Here is a 17,267-nt window from a genome sequence, read left to right as displayed (position 1 = left end):
CCGTCTCTCGGACGACGTCTTCCGGAGAACCATAGCGCAGCCCCTCCCGTCCGGCGCAAACCCATTTCGGCCGTAGCCCGGGAACGCGTCGGGGCCCCGGGACGCGTGACGTCCCGGGGCCCCGACGGATCCGGCCCTCGAAGATCTGTTCAGCCTCGCCGGCAGGGCCCCGGGCGCGCCCCAGGCCCTGCCGGCGAGGGCCCGGTCACAGGCCCGGTGCCGGGAAGTGGGAGGTGAGCTCCCTGACCTCGCCGTGGACTCGGGTGATGACGTGCTTGGCCTCGTCCTCGTCCTTGGCCAGGGCGGTGACGACCTGGTCGATCCAGGCGCCGATCTGCCGCATCTCGGCGACACCCATGCCACGGCTGGTCACGCCCGCGGTGCCGATGCGGATACCCGACGGGTCGAACGGCTTGCGCGTGTCGAACGGCACGGTGTTGTAGTTGGTCTCCAGACCCGCCTTGTCCAGAGCCTGGGCGGCGGGCTTGCCGCCGATGCCCTTGGGGGTCAGGTCGAACAGGATGAGGTGGTTGTCGGTGCCACCGGAGACCAGGTCGAAGCCGCGGCCGCTGAGCTCTTCGGCCAGCGCCTTGGCGTTCAGGACGACCTGGCGGGCGTAGTCCTTGAAGTCGTCGGTCGCCGCTTCCTTCAGCGCCACCGCGATGGCCGCGGTGGTGTGGTTGTGCGGGCCGCCCTGCAGGCCGGGGAAGACCGCCTTGTTGAGGGCGGTGGCGTGCTCGTCGGAGGTGGCCATGAGCATGGCGCCCCTGGGCCCGCGCAGGGTCTTGTGGGTGGTGGTGGAGATGACGTCCGCGTAACCGACCGGGGACGGGTGGGCGCCACCGGCCACCAGGCCCGCGATGTGCGCGATGTCCGCGGCGAGCACGGCACCGACCTCGCGGGCGATCTCGGCGAAGGCCGGGAAGTCGATGGTGCGCGGGATCGCGGTACCGCCGCAGAAGATCACCTTGGGTCGCTCACGGAGGGCGATCTCGCGCACCTCGTCCATGTCGACGCGGCCGGTGTCCTTGCGAACCCCGTAGCGGACCGGGTTGAACCACTTGCCGGTGGCCGAGACCGACCAGCCGTGGGTCAGGTGGCCGCCGAAGGGCAGGCCCATGCCCATCACGGTCTCGCCCGGCTTCAGGAAGGCCAGGTAGATCGCGAGGTTGGCGGGCGAGCCCGAATAGGGCTGGACGTTGGCGTGGTTCACCCCGAACAGGGACTTGGCCCTGTCGATGGCGATGGTCTCGATCTGGTCGATGACCTGCTGACCCTCGTAGTAGCGCTTGCCGGGGTAGCCCTCGGAGTACTTGTTGGTGAGGACGGTGCCGGTGGCCTCAAGGACGGCCTTGGAGACGTAGTTCTCCGAAGCGATCAGCTTGACGGTGTCGGCCTGCCGCCGCTCCTCGGCCTTGATGAGTTCGGCGATCTGCGGATCCACACTGGAAAGAGCACTCATGCGCCTTCACTCCCCTGTCATCGTCGACATCGCGTGAAGACCCAGGCGCTCGGCCTTCTCGCCCTTCAGCTCCCCGGTGGTCTCTCCCACCCTATGCGCCAGTCGCCGCATAGACGATAGCGGACTAACCCATGCGGCTGGCGCGACCTGCGCCGTCGACCGGCCAGAGCCGGTCGACCTCGGCGTTGAGCGTGGCCCCGATGAGCACGGCCAGCGCGGTGATGTAGAGCCAGAGCAGTACGGCGATGGGCGCGGCGAGCGAGCCGTAGATGGAGACCGGGGAGAACCAGGCGGCGAGCACCGCGCGCAGCACCGCGGCGCAGACGATCCAGATGACGAGGGCGAGCACCGCTCCGGGCAGCTCCCGCCACCAGCGCGTGCGTACGGGCACGCTCACGTGGTAGAGCAGGGTAAGGAAGATCACCGAGCCGATGACGACCACCGGCCAGTAGAGGACGTCGACCAGCGGGGCGTAGTCGGTCGGCAGGGCGCCGCGCAGCGCGACGGGTCCCAGAACGAGCACGGGCATCACCACCAGCCCGATCAGCAGGCCCGCGAGATAGAACCCGAAGGACATCAGGCGGGTGCGGATGATGCCCCGCTCCTCGCCGAGGCCGTAGGCGACCGAGATCAGGTCGACGTAGACGAACAGCGCCCGCGAGCCCGACCAGAGCGCGAGCAGAAAGCCCAGGGAGATCAGCGAGACCTGGTTCTCGGGCTTCAACACGTCCTCGATGAGCGGGGTGACGACGGTGTCGACGGCGTTGTCCGTGAAGAGCAGGTGGGCCTGCTGGTCGATCCAGTCGCTGACGTTCTTGACGGTCTCGGGGCCGAACACCCGGGTCAGCTGGCCGAGCACGCCGATCAGGCCGAGCATGAACGGCGGCAGCGACAGCAGCGCGAAGAAGGCCGCCTCCCCCGCCAGGCCGGTGACCCGGTAGGTGACGCCCGCGTTCGTGGTGGCGGTGACCAGCGCCCACAGGTCGGTTCCGCGAATCCACGCGAGCATCGCCAGCAGCCGGGTCCAGACATCCGTGCCGCGGATCCACCCGAGACCCGTGTGCAGCCATGTCCCGGGCCCGCGCGAAGGGCTCCGCTCGGGTTCGGGCCGCTGGGCCGGGGCATCAGTGGACGTCATGCCACACAACGGTATTCCTAGCCGTGCTTGATCACGAGCCAGGCGGGCAACGATCGAATCTCACCCGCCTGCCCGGGCTATCTGTGGTAAAACGCCTGGGCGTCGTCGCTGTCGACGATACGGGCGCCCAGCGGCAGCAGGGAGATGGGAATCAGCTTGAGGTTGGCGAGGCCCAGCGGGATTCCGATGATCGACAGGAAGAGCGGGATCGAGGTCAGCAGGTGCCCGATCGCCAGCCAGATCCCGGCCACGACGAACCAGATCACATTGCCGATGGTGGACATCACCCCCGCCTCGGGGTCGCGCACCACGGTCCGGCCGAAGGGCCACAGCGCGTAGGCGGCGATCCGGAACGACGCGATACCGAACGGGATCGTGATGATCAGCACACAGCAGACGATGCCCGCGAGGACATAGCCGATCGCCAACCAGATTCCCGCGAAGACCAACCAGATGACGTTCAACAAAGTCCGCATATTCACGAGCATGTCAGACAGTGCCTATGGCGACGCTAACGCGTCGCGGTTCGGCCGCTCTTACCCGGCTCCTTCCCTCGTCGACCGGGGCCGCTCGTTCCTCGCAACCCCGCTCTCCTCAGTCCAGTACCCGGCGCGGCCTCACGGGTGGTCCCTCCGCCGTGAGGGCGGACGCGTCCCTTACAAGGGGTCCTCGGTCCGGTTGGTGTGACCTTGTGTTCGGCTCTCTCCTTGGTCGAGGGGGGCTCTTCCCTTGCCCGGGGGGCCGGCGAAGGCCTGCGCGACCGCTGTCCAGGCCCTCGCGGTCTCACCGCGTACCAGCAGGGACGTGTCGGCGAGGTGGCGGCGCTGGACCACCAGGAGGCAGAAGTCGATCATGGTGCCGCGGACCAGGTCGGGGACGCCCGAGGGCCCGGCCGCCCACGACGATCCGTCGGGCATGGTCAGCTCCACCCGCACCGGCCGCGCCGGCGGCTTCAGGCCGCGCACCGCGAAGCCGTACGGCATGGCGCGTACCCCGAGCGTCGCCACGTGCCTGAGCCTGGTGGTCGGCACGCGCGTGACGCCGAGCGCGTCCGCCACGTCCTGCCCGTGAGCCCAGGTCTCCATCAGGCGCGCGGTGACGAAGGAGGCGACCGACATGTCGGGTCCGTACCAGGGCAGCCTGGCACCGGCGTCCAGCCGGGCGAAGGCCTCCAGACCGCGGGCCCTGGCCTCGCGGAACCAGTCGTGTATCTGGCCGGCGGCCAGGCTGCGCGAGGCGACCGCGAGCTCGTCCACCGCGGAGTCGCCGCGGGCCAGGAGGGCGGGCAGGGCGGCGCGGAAACCGTCGGGGTCGGTGGCGGAGACGGTGGCGGCGTCGTCGAACCAGGCGAGATGGCTGATCTGGTCGCGCACCATCCAGCCCTCGGCCGGAGTGGCCAGCTCCCACTCCTGCGCGCCGAGCCTTCCGATCATCGCGTCGAGTTCGGCCGTCTCGGCGCGCAGATCCGCCAGCAGTTCGTCCACCAGGCCCATGGCGCCTCCCTGTTCCGGCCAAGGCCAGGGTAACCGAGCGATGTTCTAGAGGGAACAGCGCAGAATGGAAGCATGATCTGCCAGGAGTGCAAGGCGCGGCGGCACGAGAAGTGCCGGGGTGGCTCGTGGTGCGACTGCCAGCACAAGCCCGCCGACAGGCCCAGGGAGCCGGCGCTGGGCTGGCCGCGCCAGGGGTGAACCGGGCCCGGATCTCGGCTTCGCGTCCAGATTGTGGACCCGACATTGGACATCCAGTGTCACCAAGGTATCGTCGGTGACATGCCAGCGGACCCATTGCTCGTCGTGCGACGCCACGTCGACCTTCTGCGTGTCCGCAGTGCCATCTGTTGTGACGTCCGTTAACCGTCGCCCTCTGCTGATTTCACCCAGCTCGGCCGCGTAACAGGCGTCCTCCTCTGAGTAATCGACCCCCGCACTCAACGACGAGGCGGGAGGTGCCGCCCGTGCGCGTCCGGAAATCATCCCATCGAGCCTCAAAAAGGACGCGCACATGACGACCCCGGCCCGGCCGGTCAACCGACACCACAAGCGCCCGCGTGGCGAAGGTCAGTGGGCTCTCGGTTACCGCGAACCGTTGAACAAGAACGAGGAGAACAAGAAGAACGATGACGGGCTCAACGTCCGTCAGCGGATCATCGACATCTACTCCAAGCGGGGCTTCGACTCCATCGACCCCTCCGACCTGCGTGGCCGGATGCGCTGGTTCGGTCTCTACACCCAGCGCAAGCCCGGGATCGACGGCGGCAAGACCGCGATCCTGGAGCCGGAGGAGCTCGACGACCGCTACTTCATGCTCCGGGTCAGGATCGACGGCGGCCGGCTCGACCTGGCGCAGCTGCGGGTCATCGCCGACATCTCCAACCTCTACGGCCGGGGCACCGCCGACGTCACCGACCGGCAGAACATCCAGCTCCACTGGATCGAGATCGAGGCCGTCCCCGACATCTGGGAGCGCCTGGAGTCGGTGGGCCTGTCCACCACGGAGGCCTGTGGCGACACCCCGCGCGTCATCCTGGGCTGCCCGCTGGCCGGGATCGACACCGACGAGGTCATCGACGGCTCCGCGCAGATCCAGGAGATCCACGACACCTACATCGGCGACCCCGCCTTCTCCAACCTGCCGCGCAAGTTCAAGGCGGCGGTGAGCGGGTGCCCGGCGCACTGCACCGTGCACGAGATCAACGACGTGGCGTTCGTGGGCGTCGTGAACGACAAGGGCGAGCGGGGCTTCGACCTCTGGGTGGGCGGCGGCCTGTCCACCAACCCGATGCTCGGCAAGCGGCTGGGGGTCTTCCTCACCCCCGAGCAGGTCGCCCCCGCCTACGGCGGCGTGATCGGCATCTTCCGCGACTACGGCTACCGCCGCCTGCGGCACCGGGCCCGGATCAAGTTCCTGATCAACGACTGGGGCGCGGAGAAGTTCAGGGAGATCCTGGAGACGGAGTACCTCGGCCACGCCCTGCCCGACGGCCCCGCGCCCGAGCAGCCGCGCGGCGGCCGCAGGGACCACGTGGGCGTCTTCCCGCAGAAGGACGGCAACTTCTACGTCGGCTTCGCGCCGAAGGTCGGCCGCCTGGACGGTGACAAGCTGCACCTGATCGCCGACATCGCCGAGCGGCACGGTTCCAACCGGGTGCACACCACCGTCGAGCAGAAGATGGTCATCCTCGACGTGGCCCCCGACCAGGTCGACAGCCTCGTCGCCGAGCTGGAGGCCGGCGACCTGCAGGTCAACCCCTCCACCTTCCGGCGCCAGACCATGGCGTGCACCGGGATCGAGTTCTGCAAGCTGGCCATCGTCGAGACCAAGGCCACCGCGGCCGACCTGATCGACGAGCTGGAACAGCGGCTGCCCGATTTCAAGAACCCGCTGACCATCAACGTCAACGGCTGCCCCAACTCCTGCGCGCGCATCCAGGTCGCCGACATCGGCCTGAAGGGCCAGCTCGTCGTCAACGACAAGGGCGAGCAGGTCGAGGGCTTCCAGGTGCACCTGGGCGGCTCGCTGGGTGTCAACCCGGGCTTCGGCCGCAAGGTCCGCGGCCTGAAGACCACCTCCGAGGAGCTTCCCGACTACGTGGAGCGGGTGCTGCGCAACTTCGAGGAGCAGAAGAAGGACGACGAGACCTTCTCCGACTGGGTGCAGCGCGCCGACGACGCGGACCTGAAATGAGCGAGCGAGCGGTTCCCTTCCACTGCCCATACTGCGGCGAGGAGGACCTGGAGCCCTACGAGGGCGACGGCGGCTGGTACTGCCGGTCGTGCGTACGTGCCTTCAAGTTGAAGTTTCTCGGAATCGGGGTGCGCTCGTGACGCGCGGCGAATCCGACGCGGTCCACGCGAGAGCCGGCGCGAGAGCCGGCGCGAGAGCCGACGATGCCCTCGCGAGCCGCACGGTCCAGACGGCGAGTTCCGGCGCGACGAGCGCACCGCTCCGCGGGGCGAATGAGGATTGGGTGAACGAGCGATGACACTGGTGGACATCGAGATCGGGTTACGGCAGCAGCGGAGCGCGTTCGAGCTGCAGGACATCGTCGAGTCGGCCTCCCGGTTCCTGGCGGACGCCTCGGCCCTGGAGATCATCCGCTGGGCGGCGGCGACCTTCGGCGACCGGCTCTGCCTGACCGCCTCCATGGCCGACGCCCTGCTGATCGACCTGGTCAGCCGGGTCAAGCCCGGCGTGGACGTGCTGTTCATCGACACCGGTTACCACTTCGCCGAGACGATCGGCACCCGTGACGCGGTCCAGCAGGTCTATGACGTGAACGTGATCAACGTGCAGCCGTCCCGGACCGTCGCGGAGCAGGAGCGCGACCTGGGGCCGCGCCTGTTCGGACGCAACCCCGACCTCTGCTGCTACCTGCGCAAGGTCGAGCCGCTCAATCGCGCGCTGGAGCCCTACCTGGCCTGGGTCTCCGGTATCCGTCGCGACGAGGCGGCCACCCGCTCCGGTGTCAAGGTCGTGGAGTGGGACGCCAAGCGCCAGATGGTCAAGATCAACCCGATCGCCGGCTGGTCACAGGACGACGTCGACAACTACATGGCCGACAACGGAGTGCTGATCAACCCGCTGCACTATGACAACTACCCCTCGATCGGCTGCGCCCCCTGCACCCGCCAGGTCGCTCCCGGGGAGGACCCGCGCAGCGGTCGCTGGGCCGGCATGGGCAAGACCGAGTGCGGGCTGCACGTATGACGTGGCGCTCCCCCGGCGCCGCTTCCGTGACACCGCTGATCGCGGTGGCGCACGGGTCCCGTGACCCGCGCGCCGCCGCGACCGTGGAGGACCTGCTCGACCTGGTACGGGACGCGCGCCCGGAACTCCCGGTGCGCACCGCCTACCTCGACCACGCCGCCCCGACGCTCCCCGCGGCGCTGTCGGGTCTGACCGAGGCGGTGGTGCTGCCGCTGCTGCTCACCGAGGCCTACCACAGCCGGGTCGACATCCCCGGCGCGCTGGCCGAGGCGACGGCCCGCCGGCCCCTGCTGCGCGTGCACGCGGGCGCCACCTTGGGCCCGCACCCGCTGCTGGTCACCGCGCTGGAGCGGCGCCTGGCCGAGGCGGGGGTGGAGCCCGGCGAGACGGGCACCGCCGTGGTGCTGGTCTCGGCCGGCTCCAGCGACCCGCGGGCCAACGCGACGATCGCCCGGATCGCCGGAGACTGGGCGACGCGGCGCGGCTGGCGGTCGGTGAGCGCCGCCTACGCCTCGGCCGCGGGTCCCACTCCGAAGGAGGCGGTGCTGCGCCTGCGGCGCTCCGGGGCCGCCAGGATCGTCGTCGCCCCCTACCTGCTGGCCCCCGGCCACTTCGCCGACAAGATCCGCCGTGAGACCCTGGCCGCGGGCGCCGACGTCGTCGCCGACGTGCTGGGCGCCGCCCCGGAGCTCGCGACGGTACTGCTGGAGCGCTACGACCGGGCCGCACACCGGCGAAGGGCGCTCGCCACCGCCTGATCCCGCCGGGTCAGGAGGGGTTCGGGGGCACGGTGGCCTCGCCCTCACAGCGCAGCAGGACCACCTTCCCGGTTCTCGGGTCAACCTGGCGCACATTGTCCCGGCAGGCCGGGAAGGCTATCCCCCTCACGCTGAGCGACCAGCTGAGCGGGAAGGGCTCGGCTCCGGCGAGCTCCTCCTCCCAGCCCTCGAAGTAGCCGTCCATCCCCTCGATCAGTTCGTTGACCGTCCTGCCCGCCCTGTCGACCTCGCCGGGCAGCACGACCGCGGACACGACCCGCTCACCGGCCGCCGGGCTCTCCGCGCCCCTGGCAGGCTCGTCGTTCCAGCTCTCCCACAGGACCTCCATGGTGAATCCGTCGGGACCGGTTCCGCAGAGCTGCCTTCTGGGAGGGCCGTCGTCGACCCAGACGATCGCCCGCCGCAGCGGCCCCGAGCAGTGGACCTTCACCGTCATCGGGCTGATCCCGGCTCCGATCCGGAATTCCTCACGGGTTCCACCTGTGTGGTAGCCGCGGGTCACGACCTCGCGCCCGGGGTAGGGCTCGCCAAACGGCTGTGACGTGGTCGGCATGTCGGCGGACGGCCGGGCCATGACTCCGGTCCAGACATCGGTGCCGTTCGCGGTGCCACCGCCGGGGAGGACGTTGAGTGCCACCGCCACGGTGAGGGCGGCCGCGGCCGCACCGGCCGCGCCCCAGCGGCGGCGCCTGATCGCGCGGACGCGCCGGTGGACGTCGGCGACGGCCACGCCCCTGTTGTGATCCTCACCCCTGTCTCCGGCCAGGATCTCGCGCAGTTCGGACTCGGTGATCGTCATCTCAGCTCCCCGTGGTGATCGCGGCGGCGGTCGCGGGATCGACCCGCAGTTTGCACAGTGCGCGGCTGGCCTGGCTGCGCACCGTCGGCACCGAGCAGCCGAGGATCTCGGCGATCTGCTGGTCGGGCAGGTCGGCGAAGTAACGCAGCACGATCACGGCCCGCTGCCTGCCGGGAAGCCCGGCCAGCATCTGCCTGACCGCCTCCCGGCCGGCCACCGCGTCCTCCGCGGCCTCGTCCGGCGTCTCGGGGAGGTCCGCGCTCGGCACCTCCCCCCGCCACCTGCGCCGCCACCAGCTGGCATGGGTGTTGGCCAGGATGCGGTAGACGTAGGGGTCCGGATCGTCGCCCACTCTCCGCCAGGCGAGCCACGCCTTGGCCAGGGCCGTCTGCAGCAGGTCCTCCGCCGTGCCCCAGTCGCGGCACAGCAGGTAGGCGGTCCGCAGCAGGCGGGCCGAGCACTGCTCCACGTAGCGCTCGAAGTCGGCCCGGTCTCGCATCGGGGGTCCTCCCTGCTCGGTGTTGTCACCGATCACTACGCTCCGGACGCCCCGAGACGTTGCACGCGTCCGGAAACTCACCCGCCGGGGCGCGGGAAGGGGTCCCGGACGGGGACAGAGGCGGCCGGGCGCACGGCCACGCGGCGCGGTGCGGCGGGCGGGCCCCAGAGTGGCGCTGAGTGGCGCTGAGTGGCGCTGAGTGGCGGCTGAGTGGCGCGGTCCGGGTACGGAGCGGCCCGAGGCGCGCTCGGTCGTGCCGCGGGCCGGGAGTGACCCGGCGCCGAGCGGCGCGGGGCAGATGAGAGGCCGCGCGGGTGGGGGGACGTCCGTCAGTGGCCGGGCAGCCTGGGCGGCCGGGGAGGGTGCGCTGAGCTCCAGGGCTGGGGGGGCGGGTGGATCTGGTGGCGGTGTGCCTCACCGGGCAGTTCGCCGCGCATCTGGTCCCACTGCTCCCGCCAGGCGGCCCACTTCTTCTTGAGGGGCTTGGCCCGCGAGTCTCCGACCACCTTGATGTCCCCCATGAGGACGTAGGCCTTGACCCGGACGATCGGCACGTTCGTGCCCGGGGGCGCCTCGATCACCTGGACCTTCTTGTCCCCCATGATGGCGATGCCGTCGAGCTCGACGTCCACGCCGTCCGGGACGATGATCTTCACATCGCCCATGATCGCGGTGGCCATGATGTCGACCACCCCGGTGCGGACCTCGGCCTGGCGCAGGTCCAGCACGACGTCGCCCATCACGGCGACGGCGCCGAGCGGCTTGTCGATCCGCCAGGTACCACGCCGCTTGGAGCTGCCCATCACCGCCACGAACCAGCGGCGCGCCGCGCCGCCCCGCTCGGCCTCGGCCGGAGGGTAGGCGGGGGCGGGCGCCGGGTGACCACCTGGCAGGTCCGCGGTGAGCACGGCCAGTTCGGCCTGGGTGAGGGCGGTGTAGGCCGCCTCGGTGCGCTCGGTCAGCTCACCGAGGGTCAGCCGTCCCTCGACGGAGGCGACCCGCAGCCATTCGACGGCGGCCTCCCGCTCGGCGTCCGAGACCCGCATTTCCCCAGGATCATTCATGACTCACAACATATCGCGAGTTGTCTGGATAGAGGATCCCCAGAAGGTAGGAAGCATGGTGCGTCCGCACCTGCCGACGCCCCCTCACCGGGCACCCCGTCCACCATACGGCGACGCGGGGCACCGTGCCGGGCGTCACGGCCGCTGCACGGCCTCCTCCCCGAGGCAGGCAATAGGATCCGTAGGCATGTACCGAGAACTCCTGGACGCGGTGACGGGTAACGACGCCGAGCGGGTCGAGCGGCTGCTGCAGAACGGGACGAGCGCCGACCCCGGCGGCGCGGAAGAGCCCACCGCCCTGTACCTGGCATCGGGCACGGGGCGCGTGGCCATCGTGCGCGCACTGCTGTCCCACGGAGCCGACCCCAACCGGATCAGCGGCGGACAGGACGCGGGGCTGCCCCTGTGCGCCGCCTCGGCCTGGGACCGCGTCGAGACCGTGGAGGCGCTGCTGGCCGCCGGGGCCGACGTGTCCGGGCGGGAGGCCGACGGGTGGACAGCCGTGCTCTGGGCCGCCGCCAACGGGCGGGCCGACGCCGTCCGTACGCTGCTCGCGGCCGGGGCGGACGCCGAGGACGCCAACGAGGGTGGCGACACCGCGCTCACCCTGGCCACCCGGCGCGGCGCCCTGGGCGTCGTGCGCACGCTGCTGGAGGCCGGCGCCGAGGCCGACCGGCCCGACGGCGACGGCGACACGCCGCTGTCCATCGCCTACGACTGGCTCGGCACCCAGTTGGAGAGCGCGCTTCTCGAGCAGCTCACCGAGCAGGCCCCCGAGGGCTCGCAGTTCGTCGTGGGCCGCAGCCGGGCCACGGACGGCACCGACCTGGTGACCGTCGCGGCGGCCGGCCCGGACGGGACCCGGGTGGCCGAGCTCACCTGCCAGCGCGGGCACGCGGCCGTCGCGACCCTGCTGGAGGACGCGACGGGCGAGCGGTTGCCCTTCGAGGAGATGGTCGAGCGGGCGATGCCCTACCGCGACATCGACGAGGAGGCCGAGACCTGGTGGACCGTGGCGAGCTCGCTGAGCCGGCGCGGCGACGGCGAGACCTTCGACGCGGCGGCGCGGCTGTGCGCAGCTGAGGATCCGCGCAAGCGGGAGTTCGCCGTCGACGTGCTCGCCGAGTTCGGCTTCACCGAGGACGAGAAGCCCTTCCTGGAGGAGACGCTGCCGATCCTGCGGCGGATGGCGGCCACCGAGGGCGACGAGCGGGTGCTGCGCTCGGTGCTCGGCGCGCTCGGTCACCACGCCGACCCGCGCGCCCTGCCCGAGGTGCTGGAGATCATCACCTCCGACGGCTGGACCCGCACCCAGGCCGACCCCGCCGCGCTGGCCGCCGTCCTGCCGTCCGGCCACGCCGAGGGGCTCGCGCTGCTCATCTCGATGACCGAGGACCCCGACGCGGAGGTACGCGACTGGGCGACCATGGGCCTGGCGGGTCTGGCGCAGGACAGTGAGCCGATCCGCGACGCGCTGGCCGCCAGGCTCGACGACGAGGATCTGAACACTGTCGCCGAGGCCACCCGCGGTCTTGCCACCCGGGGGGACGCCCGCGCCCAGCGGGGCGCCGACCGCGTGCTCGCCGAGAGCGACGAGGACGACGACTACGTCCGCGACCTGGTCAAGAACCTCTGAGCCACGAGCCGTGCGCGCGACTCCGCACGGCCGGTGCCGGGGCGGAGGACGCGTACGGCGGGAGACCGTTCCGGGAGACCATCCCCGCCAACTCCACGCGAAAGTCGGACATAGCGCCACAATCAAGTGCGCCAATACTCCGGAGGGATGTTGAGATAGGCACAGGAGCCGGCGACGGGCCGGATGAGTTCACCGGAGGCCCCACGTGACCCATGACGTCTTCAACCAGGCAGATCCGCTCACCGGGCACGACGTGTCCGCCGACGCCGCCCTCATGGACGGCGTGGACCGGGAGGGCGCGGGATGGGCCACGGGGGAACTGCGCAGGCTCGGTCTCCTCGCCGGTTCCGAGCAGGCCCAGGAGTGGGGACGGCTGGCGAACGAGCATCCGCCCGTGCTGCGCACCCATGACAGGTACGGGCGGCGGATCGACGAGGTGGAGTTCCACCCCGCCTGGCACGAGCTGATGACCGTCGCCGTCGGCAACGGCATGCACGCCACCCCGTGGACGAGCGCCAGGCCGGGCGCGCATGTGGCCCGCGCCGCCAAGTTCTATCTCTGGAGCCAGGTCGAGGCGGGGCACGGCTGCCCGATCTCGATGACCTACGCGTCGATCGCCGCGCTGCGCCACAGCCCGGTGCTCGCCGCCGAGTGGGAGCCGCTGCTGGCCTCGCGGAGCTACGACTTCGGGCTGCGCCCGCCGCTGGGCAAGCGCGGCGTGCTCGCCGGGATGGCGATGACCGAGAAGCAGGGCGGCTCGGACGTGCGGGCCGGCACCACCCGCGCCGAGCCGCTGAGCGACGGAAGCTACCTGCTGACCGGGCACAAGTGGTTCAACTCCGCCCCGATGTGCGACGTGTTCCTGGTTCTCGCCCAGGCCCCCGGCGGGCTGTCGTGCTTCCTGCTCCCCCGGATCCTGCCGGACGGCACCCGCAACGCCGTCCGGCTGATGCGGCTGAAGGACAAGCTGGGCAACCGGTCCAACGCCAGCGCCGAGGTGGAGTACCACGGCGCGACGGCCCATCTGGTGGGCGAGGAGGGCCGGGGCGTGCGGACCATCCTGGAGATGGTCAACATGACCCGGCTGGACTGCGTGATCGGCTCCGCGGCCGGCCTGCGGTACGGCGTCACGCAGGCGGTCCACCACGCCGGGCAGCGCGCCGCGTTCGGCAGGAAGCTCGCCGACCAGCCGCTGATGCGCAACGTGCTGGCCGACCTGTCCCTGGAGTCGGAGGCGGCGACCGTCCTGATGACGCGGCTGGCCGGCGCCACCGACCGGGCCATCGCCGGGGACCGGGCCGAGGCCGCGCTGCGCCGCACCGCGCTGGCCGTGAGCAAGTACTGGATCTGCAAGCGCGCTCCAATGCACGCGGCCGAGGCGCTGGAGTGCCTGGGCGGCAACGGCTACGTCGAGGAGTCGCAGATGCCCCGGCTGTTCCGCGAGTCGCCGCTCAACGGCATCTGGGAGGGCTCGGGGAACGTCGCGGCACTGGACGTGCTGCGCGCCCTGGGGCGCGAGCCCGAGGCGCAGGAGGCGTTCTTCGCCGAGGTCTCGCTCGCCTCCGGCGCCGACCGCCACCTGGACGCGGCCGTCGACCGGCTGCGCAAGTCCCTGGACGACACGACGGACATCGAGGCCCGCGCCCGGCGCGTCGCCGAGGACATGGCCCTGGTACTGCAGGGGTCGCTGCTCGTCCGGCTGGCGCCGACGGCCGTCGCCGACGCCTTCTGCGTCTCCCGGCTGTCCGGCGACGCGGGCCGCGCCTTCGGCACGCTTCCCCCCGGCCTGGACCTGGACGTCCTCGTCGAGCGCGCCTCCTACTGACCCGCCTCCGGCGTGCGTCGCGGGGCCGTTCGGGCATTGCCTCCGGGGAGGCGAGTAGGGTCGGTCCTGGTTGACTCTTCATGATCGAAAGGATGATCGCCATGGCGACGACACGTACCGCGACGACCCAGTGGAAGGGCTCGCTGATGGAGGGCGCGGGCAGCGTCTCCCTCGACTCCTCCGGGGTGGGCACGTTCGACGTGTCCTGGCCCTCGCGCGCCGAGCAGGCAAACGGCAAGACCTCTCCGGAGGAGCTCATCGCGGCCGCGCACTCCTCGTGCTTCTCGATGGCCCTGTCCCACGGGCTGGCCCAGGCGGGCACCCCGCCGCAGACCGTGGAGACCAAGGCCGACGTGACCTTCCAGCCGGGTGAGGGCATCACCGGGATCGTCATCTCGGTCCGCGCCCAGGTCGACGGCCTGACCGCCGAGCAGTTCCAGGAGGCGGCCGAGAAGGCCAAGGCGAACTGCCCGGTGAGCAAGGCCCTCACGGGCACCACGATCAGCCTCAACGCCGAGCTGCTGAGCTGATCGCGGCCGACCGCCCACGGTCGTGTCCGGTCACGACCCACCGGGCATGATCGGGCTGATCGCGGCCGGCCCGCTCACCGGGTGGTCACCGCCTGGTTGATCACCGCGTCCGCGTGACCACGCGTGCCCCACAGGGCACGCGTGGTCACGAAACGGCCACGGACCGCGTACGGACGACGCGCAGAGAGACTAGGACAAAGCTCCTCAACACCGCCATAAGGTGACAAGGGCGAGAACACCCTGCACAAGGGGGCCCGACCAGAGGAGAATAGGGTCACATGCGCGAAGTCTGGCCAGGAGAGTCCTATCCGCTTGGCGGCACCTGGGATGGTGTGGGCGCCAACTTCTCCCTGTTCTCCGAAGCCGCCGAACGAGTCGAGCTCTGTCTTTTCGAAGACGACGGGCACGAGGAGCGCGTCGAGCTGACCGAGGTCGACGGGTTCGTCTGGCACGGCTACCTCCCGGGGATCATGCCGGGACAGCGGTACGGCTACCGCGTCCACGGTCCCTACAACCCCTCCCAGGGGGACCGGTGCAACCCCTCCAAGCTGCTCCTCGATCCCTACGCCAAGGCCGTCGAGGGCGACCTGAGATGGAACGAGGCGCTCTTCTCCTACCGATTCACCGACCCCGGCAGCCGCAACGACACCGACACCGCCCCCTTCATGCCGAAGAACGTGGTGGTCAACCCGTTCTTCGAGTGGGGAAACGACAGGCCGCCCCGGACCCCGTACCACCAGACCGTGATCTACGAGGCGCATGTCCGCGGGCTCACCATGCGCCACCCCGCGGTGCCCGCAGAAAAGCGCGGCACCTACGCGGGACTGGGCCACCCCGCGGTCATCGACCACCTGCTGGGCCTGGGCGTCACCGCGGTGGAGCTGATGCCGGTGCACCAGTACGTGCCCGAGCACGCGATGGTCGCCAGGGGCCTGACCAACTACTGGGGTTACAACACGATCGCCTACCTGGCCCCGCACGCCGCCTACTCCGCCTCGGGCCAGCGCGGCGAGCAGGTGCAGGAGTTCAAGGCGATGGTACGGGCGCTGCACGAGGCGGGGATCGAGGTCATCCTCGACGTGGTCTACAACCACACCGCCGAGGGTGACCACATGGGGCCCACGCTGAGCTTCCGCGGCATCGACAACAGGGCGTACTACCGCCTGCACGACGGCGACCGGCGCTACTACCTCGACTACACCGGCTGCGGGAACTCCCTCAACGTCCGCTCGCCGCACGCCCTCCAGCTGATCATGGACTCGCTGCGCTACTGGGTCCTGGAGATGCACGTGGACGGCTTCAGGTTCGACCTGGCCTCCGCCCTCGCCCGCGAGCTGCACGACGTCGACCGGCTGAGCGCCTTCTTCGACCTGATCCAGCAGGACCCGGTGATCTCCCAGGTGAAACTGATCGCCGAACCGTGGGACGTGGGGCCCGGCGGCTACCAGGTCGGCAACTTCCCGCCGCTCTGGATGGAGTGGAACGGCAAGTACCGCGACAGCGTCCGCGACTTCTGGCGCGGCAGCGGGTCCGCGCTGCCCGAGTTCGCCTCCCGGCTGACCGGCTCCGCCGACCTCTACGCCACCTCGGGACGCCGCCCCGTGGCCTCCATCAACTTCGTCACCTGCCACGACGGGTTCACCCTGACCGATCTGGTCTCCTACGACCACAAGCACAACGAGGCCAACAAGGAGAACAACCGCGACGGCACCGACGACAACCGGTCGTGGAACTGCGGGGTCGAGGGCCCCGCGGAGGACCCGGAGATCGTGGGCCTGCGCAGGCGCCAGCGCCGCAACTTCCTGGTCACCCTGTTCATCTCCCAGGGCGTGCCGATGCTGCTGGCCGGTGACGAGTTCGGCCGGACCCAGGGCGGCAACAACAACGCCTACTGCCAGGACAACGAGATCTCCTGGGTCGACTGGTCACTGGCCTCCGAGGAGGCGGGCCTCCTCGACTTCGTCAGGAGCCTCTCCAGGCTGCGGCGCGAGCATCCCGTGTTCCAGCGGCGCCGTTTCTTCCACGGCCACAAGGCCGACGACGGCACCCGCGACATCGTCTGGCTCACCCCGGCGGGAGAGGAGATGTCGGCGAGCGACTGGCACACCGGCTACGCCAAGTCACTGGCCGTCTTCCTGAACGGCGACGCCATCACCGAGCCGGGCACCCGCGGCGAGCGGATCACGGACGACTCGTTCCTGCTCCTGATCAACGCCCACCACGAGGAGATGATCTTCACCCTCCCCGGGGCGAAGTACGGCAAGCGGTGGCGGCGGGTGCTGGACACCGCCGAGGAGGGGACGGAGCTCCTCTCGCCTTCGCAGGAGTCCTGGCCGGCCGAGAGCGTGGTGGAGGTGACCGCCCGCTCGGTGCAGATCCTGCACTGCGAGCGGGCGTAGGACCGGCCGCTCGCGGCCTTCAGGCCCCTGACGCGATCGCGGCGGTGAGCAGGACGAGCACGAACGTCGCCACACCGGCGGCGCCGTGCAGCACGACCGCCACCATGGGGAAGCGCTGCTCGGCGCCGCGGGCGTGGCGTCCGCCGCCCAGCCAGCGGGTGAACATGGTGAAGCCCAGCAGCGCGGAGAGCGCGAGGACTCCGAACGACAGCCAGGCGAAGGTCGGCTCCAGGGTGCGTACGTAAACGATCCAGCTGGCCAGGGCGGACACCGCCAGGGCCGGATGGGCGAAGATGAGCAGCGCGGGAAAGCGGGTGACCTTGGTCGCCTGCTGGCGGAGCCCTCCCCCGGAGAGCCACAGGTACAGCAGGTAGATCCCGACCATCGCGGTGATCAACCATGTCACGATCGTGACCAGCCCCACAC

18 protein-coding genes and 1 riboswitch are annotated in these 17,267 nt (G+C 70.6%); of the genes, 10 read left to right on the top strand and 8 right to left on the bottom strand.

Annotation, left to right across the window (positions count from 1 at the left end; all coding sequences use genetic code 11):
- Positions 1-205 precede the first annotated feature (205 nt).
- The 4 genes from glyA to AB0K21_RS23910 all read right to left on the bottom strand — a co-directional run bounded on the left by glyA (position 206) and on the right by AB0K21_RS23910 (position 4,093).
- Positions 206-1,462 (bottom strand): serine hydroxymethyltransferase, encoded by a 1,257-nt coding sequence (gene glyA / locus AB0K21_RS23925; RefSeq protein ID WP_343967454.1) that lies wholly within the window; start codon positions 1,460-1,462, stop codon positions 206-208.
- 32 nt (positions 1,463-1,494) lie between these two features.
- Positions 1,495-1,578: riboswitch (ZMP/ZTP riboswitch) on the bottom strand.
- An 8-nt stretch (positions 1,579-1,586) separates the two neighbouring features.
- Positions 1,587-2,600 carry a YihY/virulence factor BrkB family protein gene (locus AB0K21_RS23920; RefSeq protein WP_343967456.1) on the bottom strand — a complete coding sequence of 338 codons (1,014 nt, stop codon included), beginning with the start codon at positions 2,598-2,600 and terminating at the stop codon, positions 1,587-1,589.
- Between the two features lie 77 nt (positions 2,601-2,677).
- Positions 2,678-3,076 (bottom strand): YccF domain-containing protein, encoded by a 399-nt coding sequence (locus AB0K21_RS23915; RefSeq protein WP_343967458.1) that lies wholly within the window; start codon positions 3,074-3,076, stop codon positions 2,678-2,680.
- A gap of 180 nt (positions 3,077-3,256) precedes the next feature.
- A complete protein-coding gene (locus AB0K21_RS23910; protein WP_343967460.1) occupies positions 3,257-4,093 on the bottom strand; it encodes a TIGR03084 family metal-binding protein in 837 nt (278 codons plus the stop codon).
- Between the two features lie 72 nt (positions 4,094-4,165).
- On the opposite strand from AB0K21_RS23910, the gene AB0K21_RS23905 reads away from it, so the two are divergent.
- The 6 genes from AB0K21_RS23905 to AB0K21_RS23880 all read left to right on the top strand — a co-directional run bounded on the left by AB0K21_RS23905 (position 4,166) and on the right by AB0K21_RS23880 (position 8,068).
- Positions 4,166-4,291, top strand: coding sequence for a hypothetical protein (locus tag AB0K21_RS23905; protein ID WP_343967462.1), 126 nt, complete (start codon positions 4,166-4,168; stop codon positions 4,289-4,291).
- 81 nt (positions 4,292-4,372) lie between these two features.
- The gene (locus AB0K21_RS23900) at positions 4,373-4,456 is read left to right on the top strand and encodes a putative leader peptide (RefSeq protein ID WP_350917820.1); all 84 of its coding nucleotides are present in this window, start codon (positions 4,373-4,375) and stop codon (positions 4,454-4,456) included.
- Positions 4,457-4,604: 148 nt separating this feature from the next.
- Entirely contained in the window at positions 4,605-6,287 is a 1,683-nt protein-coding gene (locus AB0K21_RS23895; RefSeq protein ID WP_343967464.1) for a nitrite/sulfite reductase, read from the top strand.
- Entirely contained in the window at positions 6,284-6,427 is a 144-nt protein-coding gene (locus AB0K21_RS23890; protein ID WP_012893136.1) for a hypothetical protein, read from the top strand. The genes AB0K21_RS23895 and AB0K21_RS23890 overlap by 4 nt, the downstream gene beginning before the upstream one ends.
- Before the next feature lie 154 nt (positions 6,428-6,581).
- Entirely contained in the window at positions 6,582-7,310 is a 729-nt protein-coding gene (locus tag AB0K21_RS23885; protein ID WP_343967467.1) for a phosphoadenylyl-sulfate reductase, read from the top strand.
- Positions 7,307-8,068, top strand: a complete 762-nt coding sequence (locus AB0K21_RS23880; RefSeq protein WP_343967470.1) for a sirohydrochlorin chelatase — start codon at positions 7,307-7,309, stop codon at positions 8,066-8,068. The genes AB0K21_RS23885 and AB0K21_RS23880 overlap by 4 nt, the downstream gene beginning before the upstream one ends.
- A gap of 10 nt (positions 8,069-8,078) precedes the next feature.
- On the opposite strand, the gene AB0K21_RS23875 is transcribed toward AB0K21_RS23880, so the two are convergent.
- From AB0K21_RS23875 to AB0K21_RS23865, 3 genes are all read right to left on the bottom strand, one after another.
- Positions 8,079-8,888, bottom strand: a complete 810-nt coding sequence (locus AB0K21_RS23875) for a hypothetical protein (RefSeq protein ID WP_364153248.1) — start codon at positions 8,886-8,888, stop codon at positions 8,079-8,081.
- A gap of 1 nt (position 8,889) precedes the next feature.
- Positions 8,890-9,387 carry a SigE family RNA polymerase sigma factor gene (locus AB0K21_RS23870; protein WP_343967475.1) on the bottom strand — a complete coding sequence of 166 codons (498 nt, stop codon included), beginning with the start codon at positions 9,385-9,387 and terminating at the stop codon, positions 8,890-8,892.
- Between the two features lie 329 nt (positions 9,388-9,716).
- Positions 9,717-10,451 carry a DUF1707 domain-containing protein gene (locus tag AB0K21_RS23865; protein ID WP_343967477.1) on the bottom strand — a complete coding sequence of 245 codons (735 nt, stop codon included), beginning with the start codon at positions 10,449-10,451 and terminating at the stop codon, positions 9,717-9,719.
- 187 nt (positions 10,452-10,638) lie between these two features.
- Between AB0K21_RS23865 and AB0K21_RS23860 the strand changes: the two genes are divergently transcribed.
- From AB0K21_RS23860 to glgX, 4 genes are all read left to right on the top strand, one after another.
- Positions 10,639-12,087 (top strand): ankyrin repeat domain-containing protein, encoded by a 1,449-nt coding sequence (locus tag AB0K21_RS23860; RefSeq protein WP_343967479.1) that lies wholly within the window; start codon positions 10,639-10,641, stop codon positions 12,085-12,087.
- Between the two features lie 205 nt (positions 12,088-12,292).
- Positions 12,293-13,912 carry an isovaleryl-CoA dehydrogenase gene (locus AB0K21_RS23855; RefSeq protein ID WP_364153243.1) on the top strand — a complete coding sequence of 540 codons (1,620 nt, stop codon included), beginning with the start codon at positions 12,293-12,295 and terminating at the stop codon, positions 13,910-13,912.
- A 101-nt stretch (positions 13,913-14,013) separates the two neighbouring features.
- Complete coding sequence (locus AB0K21_RS23850) at positions 14,014-14,442, top strand: OsmC family protein (RefSeq protein ID WP_364153240.1); 429 nt, start codon at positions 14,014-14,016, stop codon at positions 14,440-14,442.
- 278 nt (positions 14,443-14,720) lie between these two features.
- Complete coding sequence (gene glgX / locus AB0K21_RS23845) at positions 14,721-16,841, top strand: glycogen debranching protein GlgX (protein ID WP_364153237.1); 2,121 nt, start codon at positions 14,721-14,723, stop codon at positions 16,839-16,841.
- A gap of 19 nt (positions 16,842-16,860) precedes the next feature.
- On the opposite strand, the gene AB0K21_RS23840 is transcribed toward glgX, so the two are convergent.
- Complete coding sequence (locus AB0K21_RS23840) at positions 16,861-17,265, bottom strand: hypothetical protein (RefSeq protein WP_364153234.1); 405 nt, start codon at positions 17,263-17,265, stop codon at positions 16,861-16,863.
- Between the last annotated feature and the right edge of the window lie 2 nt (positions 17,266-17,267).

It is taken from the genome of Streptosporangium sp. NPDC049248, assembly GCF_040678965.1.
In the GTDB taxonomy this organism is placed as follows: Bacteria; Actinomycetota; Actinomycetes; order Streptosporangiales; family Streptosporangiaceae; genus Streptosporangium; species Streptosporangium fukuiense.
Note: the sequence above shows the minus strand (reverse complement) of the source record. Positions and strands in the feature narration are given on the sequence as shown.